13 protein-coding genes are annotated in these 15,073 nt (G+C 58.7%); 8 read left to right on the top strand and 5 right to left on the bottom strand.

Annotated features, from left to right (window positions below; genetic code table 11):
• Positions 1-42 precede the first annotated feature (42 nt).
• The 7 genes from DSL70_RS16820 to DSL70_RS22305 all read left to right on the top strand — a co-directional run bounded on the left by DSL70_RS16820 (position 43) and on the right by DSL70_RS22305 (position 8,316).
• Positions 43-1,014, top strand: a complete 972-nt coding sequence (locus tag DSL70_RS16820) for a sugar-binding domain-containing protein (protein ID WP_119309114.1) — start codon at positions 43-45, stop codon at positions 1,012-1,014.
• Complete coding sequence (lsrK, locus tag DSL70_RS16815; RefSeq protein WP_119309113.1) at positions 980-2,551, top strand: autoinducer-2 kinase; 1,572 nt, start codon at positions 980-982, stop codon at positions 2,549-2,551. Before DSL70_RS16820 ends, lsrK begins: the two co-directional genes overlap by 35 nt.
• Before the next feature lie 251 nt (positions 2,552-2,802).
• Complete coding sequence (locus DSL70_RS16810; RefSeq protein ID WP_119309112.1) at positions 2,803-3,180, top strand: cupin domain-containing protein; 378 nt, start codon at positions 2,803-2,805, stop codon at positions 3,178-3,180.
• A 285-nt stretch (positions 3,181-3,465) separates the two neighbouring features.
• Positions 3,466-4,320, top strand: a complete 855-nt coding sequence (pdxY, locus tag DSL70_RS16805) for a pyridoxal kinase PdxY (RefSeq protein WP_119309111.1) — start codon at positions 3,466-3,468, stop codon at positions 4,318-4,320.
• A gap of 364 nt (positions 4,321-4,684) precedes the next feature.
• Positions 4,685-5,875, top strand: a complete 1,191-nt coding sequence (locus DSL70_RS16800; protein WP_119309110.1) for a cell surface protein — start codon at positions 4,685-4,687, stop codon at positions 5,873-5,875.
• A gap of 13 nt (positions 5,876-5,888) precedes the next feature.
• Positions 5,889-6,818, top strand: a complete 930-nt coding sequence (locus DSL70_RS16795; protein ID WP_119309109.1) for a DUF6384 family protein — start codon at positions 5,889-5,891, stop codon at positions 6,816-6,818.
• A 7-nt stretch (positions 6,819-6,825) separates the two neighbouring features.
• Positions 6,826-8,316, top strand: a complete 1,491-nt coding sequence (locus DSL70_RS22305) for a coiled-coil domain-containing protein (RefSeq protein ID WP_162916820.1) — start codon at positions 6,826-6,828, stop codon at positions 8,314-8,316.
• 36 nt (positions 8,317-8,352) lie between these two features.
• Here DSL70_RS22305 and DSL70_RS16785 read toward each other — a convergent pair whose 3' ends face one another.
• The gene (locus tag DSL70_RS16785) at positions 8,353-9,099 is read right to left on the bottom strand and encodes a sulfite exporter TauE/SafE family protein (RefSeq protein ID WP_119309108.1); all 747 of its coding nucleotides are present in this window, start codon (positions 9,097-9,099) and stop codon (positions 8,353-8,355) included.
• A gap of 283 nt (positions 9,100-9,382) precedes the next feature.
• On the opposite strand from DSL70_RS16785, the gene DSL70_RS16775 reads away from it, so the two are divergent.
• Positions 9,383-10,645, top strand: a complete 1,263-nt coding sequence (locus DSL70_RS16775; RefSeq protein ID WP_119309106.1) for a CaiB/BaiF CoA transferase family protein — start codon at positions 9,383-9,385, stop codon at positions 10,643-10,645.
• A gap of 647 nt (positions 10,646-11,292) precedes the next feature.
• Here DSL70_RS16775 and DSL70_RS16770 read toward each other — a convergent pair.
• The 4 genes from DSL70_RS16770 to DSL70_RS16755 form a co-directional block, all read right to left on the bottom strand.
• The gene (locus tag DSL70_RS16770) at positions 11,293-11,943 is read right to left on the bottom strand and encodes a nucleoside/nucleotide kinase family protein (protein WP_119309105.1); all 651 of its coding nucleotides are present in this window, start codon (positions 11,941-11,943) and stop codon (positions 11,293-11,295) included.
• Positions 11,940-12,722 carry an ATP-binding cassette domain-containing protein gene (locus DSL70_RS16765; RefSeq protein ID WP_205563303.1) on the bottom strand — a complete coding sequence of 261 codons (783 nt, stop codon included), beginning with the start codon at positions 12,720-12,722 and terminating at the stop codon, positions 11,940-11,942. The genes DSL70_RS16770 and DSL70_RS16765 overlap by 4 nt, the downstream gene beginning before the upstream one ends.
• On the bottom strand, positions 12,719-13,780 hold the full coding sequence (locus DSL70_RS16760; protein WP_119309104.1) for an ABC transporter permease: 1,062 nt from the start codon (positions 13,778-13,780) through the stop codon (positions 12,719-12,721). The genes DSL70_RS16765 and DSL70_RS16760 overlap by 4 nt, the downstream gene beginning before the upstream one ends.
• Positions 13,781-13,856: 76 nt before the next feature.
• Complete coding sequence (locus DSL70_RS16755) at positions 13,857-14,873, bottom strand: substrate-binding domain-containing protein (protein ID WP_119309103.1); 1,017 nt, start codon at positions 14,871-14,873, stop codon at positions 13,857-13,859.
• Positions 14,874-15,073 lie beyond the last annotated feature (200 nt).

Genomic DNA, 15,073 nt, shown 5'->3' with positions numbered 1-15,073 from the left:
TATGAACGCATCATCCATCATCTGAAATGATCCGTGATCAAAATGAGCGACGACAACAAATATGAACATCATGATGCCGAATTGCTGAGCCGTGTGGCCTGGTACTATTATCATGACGGCATGACGCAGAGTGAAATCGGCACGATTCTCAACCTGTCTCGCATCAAGATTTCGAGAATGCTCGAAAAGGGTCGCAAGATGGGGTTGATCCATATTCATATCAATTCCAGCTATGGCGGCTGTTTCGAGCTTGAAAGCCGCCTGCAACAGCTGTTCGGACTGCAGGAAGCACGGGTCATTCCTGCCGACAATGGCCAGCATTCGGTCGAACGCATCGCCGAAGCGGCCAGTCAGTATCTGATGGGCAAGCTGAACGAGGCGGATCTGCTCGCCGTCGGCTGGGGCGCGACCGTTATGGGCGCCCTTCAGAGACTGGCGCAGACCCTTTCGCACCGGGATATCTCGCTGGTCAGCCTGACCGGCGGTGTCGCCGCCTATATAGAAGGGGTCGCGACCGGGCGCACCGCCCAGAATGTCCACCTGATCCCTGCCCCGCTGATGGTTTCCAGCCCCGAGCTGGCCCAGAGTCTCAAGGTCGAACGCCACGTGGTTGACGTGATGGACATGGCAAGAACGGCAAACTATGCCCTTGTCGGTGTCGGGTCTGTTGCCAATCAGGCCACCCTGATCACCTCCGGTTATGCGACCGGATCCCAGTTTGAAGCCTTCCGACGCCAGGGTGCTGTCGGAGATATCATCGCAATTTTCTATGACAAAGATGGCAATGTTCTCGACTTGCCTTTCCACGACAACCTGATCGGCCTGGATCTTCAGGCCCTGCGGGAGATCCCCAATGTTGTCGCGGCAGCCTGCGGGCAAAACAAGGTCGAGGCCATTCGAGCTGCTGCACGCGGCAAGCACTTCAACGTGCTGATCACCGACGAGCCGACAGCTCTCGCCATAATTGAGGGAGAGAGTCATGAAAAAGAAAGAGGGATACGTCCTGGCGATTGACGCCGGAACAGGAAGCGGCCGAGCGGTCATCTTTGACAGCGCCGGCCATCAGATCGCGGTTGGTCAGGAGGAATGGAACCATCTCAGCGATCCAAGATATCCCGGCTCCATGGAGTTCGACTGCAAGGCCAACTGGAAACTTTTGAGCAAATGCGTTCGTGAAGCCCTGAGCAAAGCCGGTCTTGCCGGATCAGATATCCGTGCCATCAGCGCTACGAGCATGCGCGAGGGCATCGTAATCTATGACAGGGAAGGTCAGGAGCTTTGGGCCTGCGCCAATGTCGATTCTCGTGCTTCGGAGGAAGTACATGAATTGCAGGCAAAGAGCCCCGAGCTTGAACGCTATGCCTATTCGATCAGCGGCCAGAGCTTCGCGCTTGGCGCGATTCCGCGCCTGAAATGGCTGGAGAAGCATCTGCCCGAGGTCCATGCCAACATGGCGACCATGTCGATGTTGTCAGACTGGATTCTGGCGCGACTGTCCGGTGTCATTTCGTCCGATCCATCGAACGCCGGAACGACGGGCATTTTCTCGCTCAAGACCCGGACATGGGATCTGGAGATTGCCCGCCGGGCAGGCATCCGCACTGATATCTTCCCGCCGGTTGTCGAGACCGGCACCCCCATTGGTGAAGTCACCGCCGAGGCGGCGGCAGATACCGGCCTTGTGGCGGGCACGCTGGTGGTGATGGGCGGCGGCGACGTCCAGATGGGCGCGCTCGGGCTTGGCGTTTCACGCCCCGGCCATGCTGCCGTGCTGGGCGGCACCTTCTGGCAGGAGGTTGTCAACATTCCCGAGCCGATCACCGATCCGGACATGCGCATCCGCATCAACCCCCATGTGGTCCCCGGTGTCAGCCAGGCCGAAGGCATCGCCTTCATGGTCGGCATGACCACGCGCTGGTTCCGCGATGCCTTCTGTCAGGAAGAAATGCGGATTGCCAAGGAGCGCGGCATTGATACCTATGCACTGCTGGAAGAGGAATCGGCCAAGGTGCCGGTCGGTGCCAACGGCATCATCCCGATCTTCAGCGACGTTATGAATCTGGGCTCCTGGTATCATGCTGCGCCATCGCTGCTGAATCTGTCGCTTGACGCCAGCCAGTGCGGCAAACCCCAGATCTTCCACGCCATTCAGGAAAACGCGGCAATTGTCGCTGCCGAGAATCTCAATCTCGCGGCCAATCTCGCCGGGGTCAAGCTCGATGAGCTGGTGTTCGCCGGTGGTGCCTCAAAGGGCAAGCTGTGGGGCCAGATTCTCGCCGATGCCGTCGGCCTGCCGATCAAGATCCCCGAAGTGACCGAGGCAACCGCCTTTGCAGCCGGGCTCGCCGCCTGGGTGGGGTTGGGTGTCTATGCCTCCCTGCCGGAAGCGGCCGATGCCACGGTGCGCTGGAGCCGCCGGATCGAGCCGGATGCCCACAAGCACATCCTTTACACTGAACTCACCGAACGCTGGCGCGAAGCCTATGCCCCGCAGCGAGCGCTTGTCGGGCGCAATGTGACACAGTCGATGTGGAAAGCGCCGGGGCTGTGATCTGCCCTGATGGCTCCCAAGGCTCCCACGGCCCCCAAGACATCCGGACTTGCGGCCAACCGCCTCCGGACCGGACGTTTCTTCATTGAGCATGGCGGCAGAGCTACCCTCCGCCATGCCCATCCAATCGGCCTTTCGAGACGGCCAACCAAAACATGAGCGCATTGCCTGAAAGCGGACCTCCATCCTGTCAGGTCAAGATGCCAAAGAAAGAGGCTACGCTTTGATTTCAAACAGGCGTAGGCGGGAATATGTTCAAAACCAAAGAAGGTGACCATGCATATCGTTTTGAGGATCATGGTCCCAAGTATCTCCAGCGCGGCCCGCGCTCGGACATCGGCGTTGTTACCCTGCAGCCCGGCCAGCATTTTGCCACCCACAAGCACAGCGTGATCGAGGAGAATTTTCTCACCATCGAGGGCGAAGTGCATATGTATGTGAACGGCGAGCTGCACAAACTGGCCGTCGGCGATTTCCTGCGCTGCGACCCCGGAGAAGCCCACTATGTGATCAACAAGGGGCAGGTGCCATGGAAGGCCGTGTTCATCAAGGCGCCCTACAACCCCAAGGACGGCACGCCAATCGAATGGGAGCCCGGCGACGATCTCTCGGTTTTCGCTCCGGCCTGACCGACAGGAGATACCCGCATGCCTGCGGGCACCCGTAGCCTCATCGGGGCTATGCACTATCTGACGCCATGTTTACACAAATTTAACTTCAAAATCCTCCCTGAATGAGAGTACCCTTCTTCCGCTTCAACGGAAATGAGGGGTGCCCTCATTTTCATGTCCTGAAGCCGGGCTTGACAACGAGACCAAAGCGAGCAGCCCGCCCCTCCCCCAAAAATCGCAAGAGATATGCCCGCAAGGAGGCTTTCCCTGTTCTTGCCTCTTTCCTAGAAAGGAAGATCTGTCATGAAAGGTGTTCTTTCCATTCAATCCCATGTCACCTACGGGCACGCGGGCAACTGCGCGGCGGTCTTTCCCGTGCAGCGCATGGGGCTGGAAGTCTGGCCCATTCACACGGTGCATTTTTCAAACCACACCCAGTATCATCAGGGCTGGACCGGCAAGGCCGCGTCGGCCGATGCCATTGGCGAGGTTTTCGAAGGCCTCGAAAAAATAGGCGTCACCAGCCATATTCAGGCGATCACCACCGGCTATCTGGGAGATGCCTCGCACTGCGACGTGATCGCCCGGATCGTCAAAAGCGTCAAGGCCGCTAATCCGGATTGCCTCTATCTGTGCGACCCGGTGATGGGCAGCCCCGAGAAGGGCTGCATTGTCAGCGACGGGATTGCCGAAAGCCTCGTTGGGACCCTGATGCCGATGGCCGACATACTGGTGCCGAACCAGTTCGAGCTGACCCAGTTCACCGGGCAGGCCATTCACAGCCTTGAAGACGCGATTGTGGCTTGCAGGAAGGCGCAGGCACTGGGACCGAAGCTGGTTCTGGCCAAGCATTTGCACGGCGTCGAAGGCGATGACTTCTCGATGGTGATGGCCGCAGGCGAGACCTGTTATCTGGCGCAACGCCCACACCTCAAATTCGAACGGGAGCCGGTCGGTGTTGGCGACATGATCTCGGCAACTTTCCTTGCCGGGATTCTGACCGGCTCATCGGCTCCTGAGGCGCTTGAGCATTGCAACAATGCTGTCTATGGCGTTCTGGAAGAAACGTCCGCCTCCGGTGAATGGGAATTGCAGCTGATTGCAGCGCAGAAGCAATTCGAGACCCCGAGCCACCAGTTCAAGGTCGCCCTGCTCTGAGTTCATATAAAAGCCCTCATCATCGGAAAGCTTTTTGTCATCATCACCCAAATGGGCTATGGGGCGCTTTTTGGTGCCCCATCACGGCTGTGCGGTGCGCTCAAGGCGAGTGTGAAAGGGCTTCAGGGCGACCAGTATTTCCAATCTCTCATCACAGCTGTGCCACCTGCCCGCTCCTGTTTTCTGTGACTTTTTCATGCTGGATGGATTTGTGTCGCACTATGGTCGCGGTCAGGGTTTAGTGGTGGACTTGATGGAAAATACTTAATAATGTTCATGGACTGCAGCTTCAAAACCTATTGAAATTTAACAGCGATTGAACTGATTTCGTTGCGTTCACTGCAACTATTCGTGAGGACACATCATGGCTGAAATCGTACCCAGCTCCGCCCTTCAATATCTCGACAAGGCAATGACAACCCTGCGGGATCTTGGTCTTGTGCATGACGAGACAGAAGAAACGCCGATTGTCGGGCTTCTGGAAAAGATTGCCGATATCGAGCCGGACAAGATCGCCATCATCAGCCGCACCCTGCAGCAGATGAGCATCTTCAACGAAGTGGTGCGCGAGCAGGTCTCGCAGATGTCGATCGGCCAGCGCTACGAAGAGATTTCCAAAGCCTTCAATTCCATTCGCGACGACGCCAAGACCATGGTCGACCAGATCGAGGACGGCAAGCTGGACATGTTCGAGCGGGCCACCAATGCCTGGATGAAGATCTCGCGCGGCGACATCGCCTCCCGCTTCGACAAGATCAAGGATACCTATCTGGAAGTCTCCAAAGACACCAAAGCCAACATTGAGCGCGAACAGACAATCCTTGAAGCCTATCGCGATTTCCGTGGCGCGCTGAAGCATGGCGAAGTGGCCGCCCTCGAAATCCTCAAATCGGCTGATGCCAAGCTTGAAGATGCCAAGGCTGGCCTCAAGACTGCGTCCGACGCCGTAGCTGCCTTCCCGGAAGGTGGAGAAGTTGCCGAGCGGGCCAAACTGGAACTGGTGCGCGATGAACATCTGCGCAAGGTGCAGAATGAAGAGAGCCGCTACCAGATCGCCAAGGACCTCGCCGACAACCTGACCATCAGCTACAACACCTCCGACGTGGTGATGGCGCGCCTTATGCAGACCACCAACGCCAAGGAGCGCGTCTATCAGCAGGCAGTCTCCTTCTTCTCGACCAACGAGTCGGTGCTCACCGCTCTCAAGGCCTCGTTCACTGGCCTGTTCGGCCTGCATGAAGCCACCCAGACTCTCAACGAGATGAAGGAAGGTGTCTCCAAATCGCTGGAAGTGCTGGCAGAGATCGGCGGCAAGGTGCAGGAAGAGGCCCTCAAGGCCGGTTATGGCCCGACCATCCGCGCCGATGCGGTCAAGAAACTGGTCGACAGCGTAATCAATTTCCAGGTTCGCTCGGTCGAGATCGTCGGCGAAATGCGCGAGCTTTCCACCAGGAACAGCGAAGAGATCCGCAACGCCGTGGAAGATGGCAAGAAGCGCCTTGCACGCCTTGCCACCGAAGGCAAGGCACTGCCGCTGATGCTGGACGCTGAATAAGCGGACGACCGAGATGACCAAAACCAATTCTGCGCCAGCCCTTGACGAAGTCATGCTGGCCATGGATGTCGTGGACACCCTCCGGCACCATGAAGATGTCGCCTTGCGGGAACTGGCTCAGGACGGTCGTGATGACGTCCTGAAGGAGAGACTGCGCAGCCTTTATGAAAGCCAGGGTCTCACGGTTTCCGACCGCATTCTGGAAGAGGGCATCAAGGCTCTCAAGGAAAGTCGCTTCACCTATGAGCCGACCCCGGCGGGGTTTTCTCGCACGCTGGCCGGATTGTGGATCAAGCGCGGGGCGATTGCAGCCGGAATAGGGGTTTTGGTCCTTCTCGCCTTCGTCTGGACAGGCTGGTCTGTCTGGCAGCAGACGTCGGCAGAACGGGCGGCGGAAGTGGCCCGGGTCGAACTGACCGTCACCCTGCCGGAACAGGTCACGGCAGCGGCCAAGGCCGCTATTGCCGAGGCCAATACCGACGGGGCACGCAAGCGTATCGGCCAGTTGCAGGCCGATGCCACATCGGCACTGGCCCGCTCGGATGCGGCGGCGGCGAAAGTCGCCATCGCCTCGCTTGAGACGGTGCGGCAGGAGCTGGTGCAGACCTATGACCTTCGGATCGTGACCGGGGCCAACGAGCGCAGCGGCGTGTTCCGTGTGCCCGATGTCAACAGCGGTGCCCGCAACTATTATCTGATCGTTGAGGCGGTTGCGGCAAATGGCGCGCTGTTGTCTTTCCCCATCCTCAATGAGGAAACCAACAAGACCGAAATCGTCAAGAAATGGGGCGTGCGGGTGCCGGAAGCGACCTACAATGCTGTTCGTGACGACAAGATGGACGACGGCATCCTGCAAAACAACATTCTGGCGTCCAAGCCGAGAGGCGCACTCGATCCCGTCTATTCCATGCGCGTCTCCGGTGGCGCGATAACCGAGTGGTAGGTTTGTCATGATCAGCGTTTTCGATACCCTCAACTCCATCGAACAGGCCGGAGCAGGCCTGCGCAATGACGAAGACAACATGACCCGGATTGTCGAAGCCGCCTCCGGGGAACTGGCCAGCTTGCAGACAGAGCAGGCCGCGCTCTACAAATCCCTCGCCAAGGTGCGCCTTGATATCCTGCAGCAGGATCAGGTTGTCGGTCGGCTGGATAGTGCCGAGCGCAAGGCCCTTTCGGCGCTTGACGCGCAGAAAGACAAGCTCGCCGATCTGGCAAAAGAGCGCGAAACGCTGGCCGCCGATCTGACTGCGGCACGGGCAGACCGGACTGCACTGTCCGGCACGGTTGCCGATGCGGCAGGCGGCATCAGCGCACTTCAGGAAGCCACTGAAAGCCGGATGGCCGACAATCTCGAATGGCAGGCGCAGGAGGCCCGGGTAACCGGCGCCGAAGCACGGATGCATGCAGCCGACGAAAAGGCCAGCCAATCGGAAGCAGATTGCGAAGAGAAGTCCAAGCCCTATCTTGCCGACAAGCTGTTTGTCTATCTCTGGCAGCGTGGCTATGGCACCTCGAAATACTCGGCTGGCAGCATCATCCGGATGGGGGACGGTTATGTCGCCCGCGTCGTCAATTATGAGCCAGCCCGACAGAATTATTTCACCCTCACGGAAATCCCGAAACGTCTGCGTGAACATGCTGAGCGGCTGAAAACCGAGTTGCAGGAAGAAGAGGCAAAGCTGGTGGCGCTTGAGCGCGCTGCGCTGGAAGAGGATGGCATCGTTGACAAGGAAAGCGCCTATGCGGCGGCCGTCGCCAAGCTGAAGACTGCGGATGAAACAATCGCCGCGCTGGAAGCCCGCGATCAGGCACTGGAAAAGGAGCGGGCGGACCTGCTTGCCGACAGTTCCGAGTCCTCGCTCGCCAAGGCGCTTGCCGACCTTGCCGCGTCGATGCAGCGTCAGGACCTCCGTGATCTTCTCAGTGATGCACTTGAGACGCCGACCACGGCGGATGAACGCATCGTGCTGCAGCTTCAGAAGCTTGACAAGGCGATGAGACGCAAGCAGCAGGAAATTGAAGAGGCCCGGCAAACCGCCATCGACATTGCCCGCAAACGGACAGAACTCGAACGCTCGGCCAATGAATTCCGTCGCGTGGGCTATGACCGCATGGGCGGCGGATTTGCCAACGACCGACTGATTGGTGACATCATCGGCGGGATTGTCGGCGGGGCACTATCATCCCGCGAGCTCCGAGATGCCTTGCGCAGTGGCTATCGGCAGGGTCAGAGACGGTCTTCCCGTTCGCGCCGGGGTGGTGGCGGCTTTGGCGGTGGATTTGGCGGCGGCGGCGGTTTCGGAGGAGGCTTCGGAGGCGGTGGTGGTTTCGGCGGCGGCCTCGGAGGCGGTGGTCTCGGTGGTGGAGGCGGTTTTGGAACCGGCGGTGGCTTTGGCGGTGGAGGCGGCGGTGGCTTCAAGACCGGGGGCGGCTTCTGAGCTCCCCCGGTTACCAATCCGCAGCACCATCAGTCGTCAAGCACCCGATGTCAGCTCCATCATGCCACGAACAAACAGGATGCAGGACAGTGCAAAGAGCAAGATCTGGATCACCCGCATGTAGATCGCTTCGGACAGAATACGCGTGAGATAGCGCCCAACCAGCGTGCCGACGATACCGGCGGCAGCCAGCTGGGCTATGAGGCCCCAGTTGAGCCCTTCCATCTGTCCGATCGCATAGTAGGCGGGCAGCTTGACCAGATTGCCAACGGCAAAGGTCAGCGCAATGGTTCCGGCAAACTCCAGCTTGGGCAGCTTCTGCGGCAACAGATAGGCCTGAGACGGAGGCCCGCCGGAGTGAGTGATGAAACTGGCAATGCCGGTGAGCGTACCCCAGAAAATTCCGGGCAGGATGTGCGCTTCCGCCTTGCCCTCGTCCTTCCGTTTGAGCCACGCCCGGGCGCAGAACCACAGGCCGATGCAACCGGTAAAGATCAGCAGCACAGCCTCGGGCGTATAGGGCGTGATAATCGTGGCAATGAAGACGCCAAACAGCAGCGACGGCACCAGAATGGCAACATTGCGGCGCGAGAAATTGCGCCGGTAGAGCCACACCCCGATCCAGTCGGTGATGATGTAGACCGGCAGCAGCGTCGCGGCTGCCTTTACCGGATTCATGAACAGCGCCAGCATCGGCACGGCAATCGCCGCAGCAGACGCCAGTCCGCCCTTGGACAGGCCCACCATGAAAGCGGCGAGCAACAGAAACAGCGTATCAGTCAAGACGGGATAACCGAAAAGGGCTCGGAAATGAGCCTTCCGCAGGCAGAATGCCTGCAGGGACAAGGTATACGCTGCTGCCGGTGCAAGTCCAGTGCGTCGATGACATCGTCCATAGGCAAACCGATGTCTTGCTACGACCAAATGACGGGATGTGCGAGCGGCAATACGGGTTATCTTCTACCCCCGGCTTGCTGAGCCTGGGCGTTGACCCTTGCAGCCTGAAACAGGGCTCTTTTGGGCAGCGGCAGAAACCACTGAAGTGGCTCGACAGAAAGGCAGACCCGTGACGGAAACCGGACCGAACCCTACGCAGCCCCAAAGCAGCACACAGACCCAAAGCAGTTCCGGCCATGCCGCACCGCTGGCGGGGATCAAGGTGCTTGACTTTTCGCGGATCCTGTCCGGACCCTATGCCTCCATGGTGCTGGCCGATCTGGGGGCCGAGGTGATCAAGGTCGAACCGCTCACGGGCGGCGATGACACCCGCCACTTTCCCCCCTTCCAGAACGGTCAGAGCCACTATTACATGGCGATCAACCGCAACAAGAAGAGCATCTGCCTCGATCTCAAGTCGTCAGAGGGAAGCGGGATCGCCAAAAGGCTCGCCCGTCGGAGCGATATCCTGCTGGAGAATTTCCGCCCCGGTGTCATGAAGCGGCTGGGGCTCGATTTCGACACGCTGTATGGTGAAAACAACAGGCTGATCTATTGCTCTATCACGGGCTTTGGCACCCACAGCCCCCATGGCAACAAACCGGCCTTCGACATCGTGGTGCAGGCGCTGTCAGGGGTCATGCACATGAACCGCGAACCGGATCAGGCCCCCAACAAGCTTGCCCTGCCGATGGGGGACATGGCGGGCAGTTTCTTTTCCCTGTTCGGGCTTCTGGCCGCCCTGCATGAGCGCAGCCAGACCGGTATCGGGCGGCATGTGGAAATCGCCATGCTCGACAGCCTCATTGCCATGCAGGGCTATCTGTCACAGATGTATTTTGTGACCAGCCAATGCCCGCAACCGGTCGGCACGCGCCATCCGAGCATTGTGCCTTATGGCTCCTTTCCAACGTCTGACGGCCATGTCATCGTCGCCTGCCTCACCGAGCGGTTCTGGCAGAATTTTGCCAGCTGTCTGGAACTTGAGGCCCTGTTGGAGGATGCACGCTTCTCAGTTTATGAGAACCGGCTCGCCAACCGGGATGTTCTGGACGAAACCATCTCAGCCAGAATGCGGCAAGATACGACCGGCTACTGGCTTGACCGGCTCGAAGCCTTTGACGTGCCGAGTGCGCCCATTCTCGACATTGCCCAATCGCTCGATCAACCCCACGTCGCCGACAACGGACTGGTCGAAAGGGTATCCCATCCGCAAACGGGGGAGATGCGGCTGGTGCGCGGCCCGATCCGCTTTGATGGCATGGGCCCGGCAGAGGCTCGGCCCCCATCCCTGTTGGGCGAGGACACAGCCGCCGTCCTCTCGGAGGCGCTGGGGCTTGACGCCGACGAGATTGCCGATCTTGCTGCCCGCGGTGTCGTGACCCTTCGCTGAGCACAGCGGGCCAGCTGTGGCCATGCTTCCGCACCCTGTTCTGTTCAGAAAATTCATTCCTGCCATGCGTGTTTGTGCGGATTAATCCACAATCGGCTTTGCCTTGAACGGAAAGAAATACGCATGATTGGCCAGCCGGGAAATCATTTCGTTTCTCAAAAGGCGTGCCACCTTATCGAAACGAACAAAATAGTCTTTCTTAAACCAAATATCGGAACGTAGACTTCCATCCTCTTCAAATTCCAAAACATACATGCTAATATATAGGCTATAAACGGAATATATCTTCCCACTTTCCGTTGGTAGAGGATTAGAAAATGAGAAACTTGACCCATTCCGAAATTAGCAACGCTCTAGCGCGTGGGCATTTCGAGCGATCAAAACAGTTCCATTTCCTCCTGTCGCTGTTGTTCAAAAGCAATAGCGGCCACACCATGAAACACGCTTCGAAATCCCGTACAGCAGTAAAGACACGCATCGCTGCCTAAAACATCCGTCCAAGGCGAAGACTGCTTTTGGTTCCAGGAACCAATACCGGCGCATAGAATGCATAAAGAAAAAGGGTGATTGCGATCCCACGCAATCACCCTTTTTCTGTGCCCCCACATAAAGTTTCTATGCCCCACATAGAACCCCAGAGCGTCGGACTAGTCTTCCAGCACCAGATCAGCCGCGATGCTCTCGGCGAGAACAAGACGGGCATTGACGAGATCATTGGTCTCGGCTCTCTTTGCAGCAGCTTCCGGGTCCAGCCCGTATTTCAGCCATCTGGCGTTGAGCCGTTGGGTCAGAACATCAAGGCCGGGATTGATGAAGACGCTCGCGGTGAACCAGTCCGCCAGCGCATTCCATGGCTCCGTCCTGAGCAGTAGATAGTTGCCCTCCACCACGATGATCGGCGTTGTTGGCTGAATCTCGATGGAGCCAGCGACAGCCAGATCCAGACTGCGATCAAAGCTCGGGAAATAGGTCGCCGGGCCGGACGTGGCAAGCCCCCTGACCGCCGCGCAGAAGCCGATCGCATCGAAGGTTTCAGGCGCACCCTTGCGCGGCAGCAGACCGTGGGCCTCAAGGATCCGGTTGTCCAGATGATAGCCATCCATCGGCAACAGAGCGGCGCGGGGCGCCTGCTTCGGGCGGCCCTCATTGAGCCTTTCAACCACGCTGGCGGCCAGCGTCGACTTGCCGGAGGCCGGAGCCCCGGCAATGGCGATGACGGTTCGGCCAGATGGGTGCATGCGACTGGCAACAAAATCGCAGACCTCGGTCGTCTTCTGTTCCAGTCCCGCTTTGCTCATGCCGCAACCTCCTGATCTGGCGGCGCCATCGCACCAGTCATCAGGGCTACCGCATCCGACATCGTATAGTCCTTGGGATCGATAACGCAAAGGCGCTTGCCCAATCGATGCACATGAATGCGATCGGCAACCTCGAAGACATGGGGCATGTTGTGAGAGATGAGAATAATGGGAATGCCCTTGCTCTTCACGGTCTTGATGAGATCCAGCACCTTGCGGCTTTCCTTGACGCCGAGCGCGGCAGTTGGTTCATCGAGGATGACGACATTTGTGCCAAAGGCCGCGGCCCTTGCCACCGCCACACCCTGCCGCTGGCCACCGGAGAGGGTTTCCACCGTCTGGGCGATATTCTGGATGGTCATCAGCCCCAGTTCCGAGAGCTTGTTGCGGGCAAAATCCTGCATCTTCTTCTTGTCGAGCTGGCGGAAGAGGCTGCCCATGATGCCAGGCTTGCGAATCTCCCGCCCCATGAAGATATTGTCAGCAATGGTCAGGGCCGGAGACAGGGCCAAAGTCTGGTAGACAGTCTCGATGCCGTGTTCCCGCGCCTGAATGGGCGAGGAGAAATGCACCAGTTTGCCGTCAAGCCGGATTTCGCCGCTGTCCGGTCTCAAAGCCCCGGACAGGGCCTTGATGAGGGTGGATTTTCCGGCGCCGTTGTCGCCGATCACGGCGAGAATTTCGCCGGGCAGCAGGTCGAAGTCGCAGTCTTCCATGGCCACGACACGACCATAGCGCTTGTTGAGTTTGCGAGCGGTCAGAATGGGACTGGTCATCACAGGCTCACTTTCCTGATGGTTTGGTCGATGGTGACGGCAAAGATGATGAGCGCACCGATGAGCAGATAGGTCCATTGCACGTCTGCCCCGAGCAGGCGCAGACCGAGCGTAAAGACACCGACGATCAGGGCGCCGAACAGGGTTCCGGCCACCGATCCGCGGCCACCGAACAGCGAGATGCCCCCGATGACCACCGCGGTGACGCTTTCGATGTTGGCGAGCTGGCCTGCCTGTGGCGAAACCGACCCGAGACGGCCTATAAGCGCCCAACCGGCAAAGGCACAGATCAACCCGCCGATGGCATAGACCGAGACAAGTGTTGCCTTGACCTTGACGCCGGACAGCTCGGCGGCATCGGGGTCATCCCCCACCGCATAGACATGGCGGCCCCATGCGGTCTGGCTGAGGATGTAGGACATCAGCAGCACCAGCAGGAGCAGCAGGATGACGCCATAGGTGAAGATAGCCCCGCCAACCTCGATGGTGCGACCGAAGAATTGCAGGATCGGCGCGCGCTGGGCGATCTCTTCACTGCGGATGACCACGCTACCGGAATAGAGGAAGTTGGCTGCAAGCACGATCTGCCACATGCCCAGCGTCACGATGAAGGGGGGCAGCTTGACATAGGCGACCAGCAGGCCGTTGGCCGTGCCGAAGAACAGCCCCGTCGCCAGACCGCACAGAACGGCCAGCTCAGGCGGCATGCCAAGATCGAATGTGAATTTGCCCATGATGACCGAAGACATCACGGCAATGGCACCAACCGACAGGTCGATGCCTGCGGTCAGGATGACTAGAGACTGGGCCACGGCCACGATACCGACAATCGCCACCTGCTGCAGGATCAGTGTCAGCGCAAAGGGCGAGAAGAAGCGGTGGCCGTTCAGGATGCCAAAGACGATGATCGCCGTGATCAGCACGAACAGCGGGATGGCCGACGGGGTCGCCTGAAGAAACCCCAGCAAGCGATGAAAGGTCGATTTGTGGGAACTGTCGAATTCCGCCACGGTCTCTTGCTCTGGCAAGCGCGTGTCGACAGAGCCTGGTGCATCAGTCATGAGATCGCATTCCTAATGGAAACAGGGGAGCGGAACGCCGCCACGGGCGTTCCGCGTTGGACACTTCGGGAAGCTATCAACCCCAGCAGAGGTTCTTGCCTTCTTCAACCGTCAGCTGCTTGAGACCCTTGACCGGTTTGTCGGTTACAAGGCCAACGCCTGTGTCGAAGAAGCTCTTGCCTTCGGTCGCCTTCGGCATTTCGCCGGTCTTGACGGCTTTCACGATGGCTTCGACGCCCTTTGCCGCCATATCAAGCGGATATTGCTGAGCCGTTGCGCCGATGATCCCGGCTTCCACATTGGCAACACCCGGGCAACCGCCATCGACCGAAACAATGATAGCGTCATTCTGTTTGCCCAGAGCCTTCAGAGCTTCATAGGCACCGGCTGCGGTCGGTTCGTTGATGGTATAGACGACGTTGATATCCGGGTTGATCGCCAGCAGGTTTTCCATGCCCTTGCGGCCACCTTCAGCGTTGCCGTTGCCAATTTCCTGACCGACGATACGGCTGTCGGTTTCGTCACCCCATTTGGACTTGTCGCCGATGTCGATGCCGAATCCGGTAAGGAAACCCTGATTGCGCAGAACGCCCACAGATGGCTGGGTCACGTTGATATTGATGAGACCGATCAGAGCCTTGGCCGGATCGTCAATGGTTTTGGCTGCCCATTCACCGATCAACTGACCGGCCAGGAAGTTGTCCGTAGCAAAGGTCATGTCGGCAGCATCCATCGGGTCAAGCGGTGTATCAAGGGCGATCACCACCAGACCGGCGTCGCGTGCCTTTTTCACCTGACCGGTAATGGCCTTGGAATCGGTAGCAACCAGCAGGATACCGCCAGCGCCAGCGGCGATGCATGTTTCAATAGCCGAAACCTGGGTCTCGTGGTCACCGTCATATTTGCCGGCAAAGCTGCGCAGTTCAACGCCCAGTTCCTTGGCCTTGGCTTCAGCGCCTTCCTTCATTTTGACGAAAAACGGATTGGTTGCGTCCTTGGTGATCAGGCAGACCGAGGTGTCTGCAGCAGACGCGGCAACAGACAGGCCAGCAGACATCAGTGCGGCCGTTGCCAGTGTAGTGAGATATTTCATAGTGAACTCCGGGTTCTATTTGCCTCAATCTTCCGCTGTCCGGAGCAAGGTCCCCCAACCCCGACAACAGAAGTCTCCTCCATGGGCAAAAAGCCTCGAATGGCACAATCAGTCCATATCTTGAAATCTCGCTTCGAAGCTTCCTCCCTGCGGCCCCTCTTGCGAGCCGCCCAACTATGGGTACCTCTTTGGGCAAACTT

This window comes from Cohaesibacter haloalkalitolerans (assembly GCF_003574655.1).
Lineage (GTDB): Bacteria > Pseudomonadota > Alphaproteobacteria > Rhizobiales > Cohaesibacteraceae > Cohaesibacter > Cohaesibacter haloalkalitolerans.
Note: the sequence above shows the minus strand (reverse complement) of the source record. Positions and strands in the feature narration are given on the sequence as shown.